Below are 3660 nucleotides of genomic sequence, written 5' to 3' on the forward strand. Positions count from 1 at the left end.
TTTGTGTTAAATTATGAATATTTTTTAAAAAATTTTGAGAAACGGAGTTGCCTAAAATTTCATATCGCCCACGCTGTGGCTCAAAGTGGTAACGAGGATATATCGTTGACGATATGCTTCTCAATTTTGGCCATATGAGCGAAGCGAATTTTTTATTCTTATTTATAAATACATTAAATTAAGGAAAATGAGGATAATTTATACTAAGAATAAATTAAGAAAAAGGAGGATGAAAATGTATCCTATTTATAAAAATATAGGTACTAAAGAAAATTGTGAAGTAGTTAAAGTAAACTTTCCACCACAACATCAAGACTGTCATCCAGGTCTAGAGTATATTATGAATCCAAGACCAATATCTGAAAATGTAAACTATAAAGGGAGCAATAAATTGGAAGATAAGGTGGCTATTATAACTGGAGGAGACAGTGGTATTGGAAGGGCAGTTGCTTATGCTTTTGCAAAAGAAGGAGCTAATATTGTTATTGCTTACCTCAATGAAGATGAAGATGCAAGTGAAACTTGTGAGCACGTAGAAACTTTAGGAAGAAAGTGTATAGCAATTAAAGGTGATTTACAAAAAGAAGAAAACTGTAAACTAGTAATAGATAAAACATTAGAGGAGTTTGGAAAAATAGATATATTAGTAAATAACCATGCTGTTCAATATATCCAGCAAAGTATTTTAGATATAGATGAAGAGCAATTGGAAAAAACATTTAGAACAAATATATTCTCCTTTTTTTACTTAGTAAAAGCAGCACTTCCTCATTTAAAAGCAAATTCATCCATAATAAATACAACATCAGTAACAGCATTTAAAGGAGAAGAATTACTAATTGATTATAGTGCAACAAAGGGAGCAATTCTTGCTTTTACTAGATCTTTATCACAATCATTGGTGGAGGATAAAATTAGAGTAAATGCAGTGGCACCAGGTCCTATATGGACACCGCTTATAACAAGTAGTTTTAATTCAGAAGAAGTGGAGACCTTTGGAAGTCTTAGAAGTAAAGTACCTATGGATAGAGCAGGTCAACCTTATGAAGTTGCAAATGCATATGTATTTCTTGCTAGTGATGATTCTAGTTACATGACAGGACAGGTATTACATGTCAACGGAGGCAATATAGTAGGATAAAAAAATTGCTTTGCCTGAGCAACTGCGTTGGCGAAGTATTTTGATACTAATTTAAGTCACTGAGTGGATGTTATGAAACTACTTTGCTCAAGGTGAATTTTTATATGGTTATATTTATAAAACTCCCACGTATTATATATTAGTTTAGTATGTGGGAGGTATTTATAAAAGTGTCTTTATATATTATAAAAAATGACTCCAAAGACCTTACTCCAGGGGAAAATAAGCTGTTGAGTAAAATAAAAAAATTATATGAAAGCTATGAAAGTGAAGCTTATTTATATGTTCAACCAACAATATCAAGTTTAATACCAGACTTTATTTTAATAGATAAGAAAAAAGGGATTTCCATTTTAGAAGTAAAAGATTGGTCATTGTCATACATTAAAGATGTTAATAAAAGAAGAGCTATTTTAAGTGATAGGGAAGATGACAACCCTGTAAATAAAACTAAACAATATTTTAATATTTGCAATGGAATAATTTCAGATAATAATAAGATATATGATTTAAACGATTTTCTTTATGCTAACACAGTATTGACTAATATGAGTGGTGAAGATTTACAAGGAGATAAAATAAAATCAGCTTTTAATATTGAACCAGTAAAAATATTAAGCAAAGATATTTTATCAAAACTTACTATAACTGATATGTTTTCCAACGTGGAATGTGAAATAAATGAAGATGAAATGATTGATATTAGAACCTCGCTATTTCCTGAAATAAAAATAGTAAAAGAAAATAATGAAGAAGAGGAAAGTTTAGATGATGTAAGTATATATTCTTTAGATGAAAAGCAAGAAAACTATTCGAGAAAATTTCCATATGGCCCATATATGATAACTGGTGTACCTGGTTCTGGAAAAACACAAATTTTAATTGCAAGGGCAATTCATTTAATAAAAGAAAATCCCAGATGGAAAATACAAATAGTGACATATAACTTATCACTTGCTAACAAAATAGAAAGTATTTTAAATGAAATAGCAAAGGATTATAGTAACAGTTTTATATTGAAGGATATAGAAATTCAAAATATAGGTGTTAGTACTTTTCATAAGCTTGCCATGAGAGAAAGTAGAGAAAGAATGCCTTGTAAATTAAGTGCAAAGGAAAAGCATACTTGGTTTGATGAAACACTACCTAATTTAGCACTTGAAAAATGTAAACCTACTTATGACGCCATATTAATAGACGAGTACCAAGACTTTCAAGATGACTGGATAAAAGTATGTGTTAAGTTATGTAAAAAATATAAATATAAAAATTACTCTGGAAAAGAAGTAGAAGGTGTAAATATATTTATGGCTGGAGATAGACTACAAAGTATATACAACAGTAAGGAACATAGTTGGAGTAAGCTGGGTATAAATATGCAAGGGCGTTCTAATTTTCTTAAGACTTGTTATAGAGCAGGAAGGGAGAATTCATTTTTAGCACTAAAATTTTTACAACAAAATGAATATTTACGAGAAGAAGTTAAAAGATTTTATAAAGAGAATGAAGATATAATATTAGATAATACTAATGAAATAAAAAGTACTATTGACTTTATTGAAGGAGAATATGAAGAAATTATAAACTGTGTAAACTCTTTAATTAGAAGTAAGACATATTCTTATAATGATATATTAATTATTTGTAATTATAAAAATCAATGTGAAAAAATAAAAAATATGTTACCATCTAATATAAGGATAAATACAAGATTTATAAAAGAAGCTGACAAAGAAGATATGGATACCTGCCTATTAACTAGTACATATTATTCTTCTAAGGGATTAGAGGGGAAGATAGTAATTTTAGTAGATGTGGATTTTTTTAGTGGGAACTTAGATAATAAAAAAGAAATTATGGATAGAAAGTTATTATATGTGGGAATGACAAGAGCCAGTGAAAAGTTAATTATTCATGGTAAAAATTTTTATAAAAACTCTTTTGCTAAAGATATAAAAAATATCTATGAAAGTTCTGTGGAATTTGGATAAAATAAAAAGACTTGCTTATAAGCAAGTCCTTTTTATTTTGAATAAGGCTAAATTTAATCAAAATGAGTTTTATATTTAATTTTATATTAGCTATCTTAAATTATTTATTAGTAATAAAAATGCACTTCCTGCTTTCAGGTAGTCTTCACCTTCTACTCTACCAACTTTAACATTTTTATTATCATATACATATCCATTCTTATCAACTCTTCCCACAGGGAAATAACTAGTTGGATGACTGTGGATTATACCATCATCATCGATTCTTCCTATTGGAGAATTATTAATTGGATCATTGTGAATTATATTGTTAGTGTCTATTCTTCCCACAGGACATTGGTGATATAAATGATTATGAACTACGCCATCAGAATCTAATCTTGCAACACCTAAAGAATTATAAGGAAAATTTACTATAGTACTTGCCATATACTTTACACCAACCTTTACAATTTATAGTTTAAAAAACAGTTAAATAAATATTGTTTTATTAATTAATTAGACATAAATTGATATAAACCTTTATAA

Annotated in this window: 3 protein-coding genes; 2 read left to right on the forward strand and 1 reads right to left on the reverse strand. The window is 28.3% G+C overall.

Going from position 1 to position 3660, the window contains the following annotated elements; genetic code table 11:
• The first annotated feature begins 235 nt into the window (after window positions 1–235).
• Entirely contained in the window at window positions 236–1141 is a 906-nt protein-coding gene (locus NSA58_RS17450) for an SDR family oxidoreductase (RefSeq protein ID WP_039679178.1), read from the forward strand.
• 230 nt (window positions 1142–1371) lie between these two features.
• A complete protein-coding gene (locus tag NSA58_RS17455; protein ID WP_257560745.1) occupies window positions 1372–3132 on the forward strand; it encodes a UvrD-helicase domain-containing protein in 1761 nt (586 codons plus the stop codon).
• 90 nt (window positions 3133–3222) lie between these two features.
• Here NSA58_RS17455 and NSA58_RS17460 read toward each other — a convergent pair whose 3' ends face one another.
• Window positions 3223–3561 carry a hypothetical protein gene (locus NSA58_RS17460; protein WP_039679180.1) on the reverse strand — a complete coding sequence of 113 codons (339 nt, stop codon included), beginning with the start codon at window positions 3559–3561 and terminating at the stop codon, window positions 3223–3225.
• Between the last annotated feature and the right edge of the window lie 99 nt (window positions 3562–3660).

This window comes from Terrisporobacter muris (assembly GCF_024621905.1).
In the GTDB taxonomy this organism is placed as follows: domain Bacteria; phylum Bacillota; class Clostridia; order Peptostreptococcales; family Peptostreptococcaceae; genus Terrisporobacter; species Terrisporobacter muris.

What these genes read in the sequence shown, in the direction of transcription:
- NSA58_RS17450 (WP_039679178.1), top strand. Translation starts at nt 236, where the DNA reads ATGTATCCTATTTATAAAAATATAGGTACTAAAGAAAATTGTGAAGTA.
- NSA58_RS17460 (WP_039679180.1), bottom strand. Translation starts at nt 3,561, where the DNA reads ATGGCAAGTACTATAGTAAATTTTCCTTATAATTCTTTAGGTGTTGCA.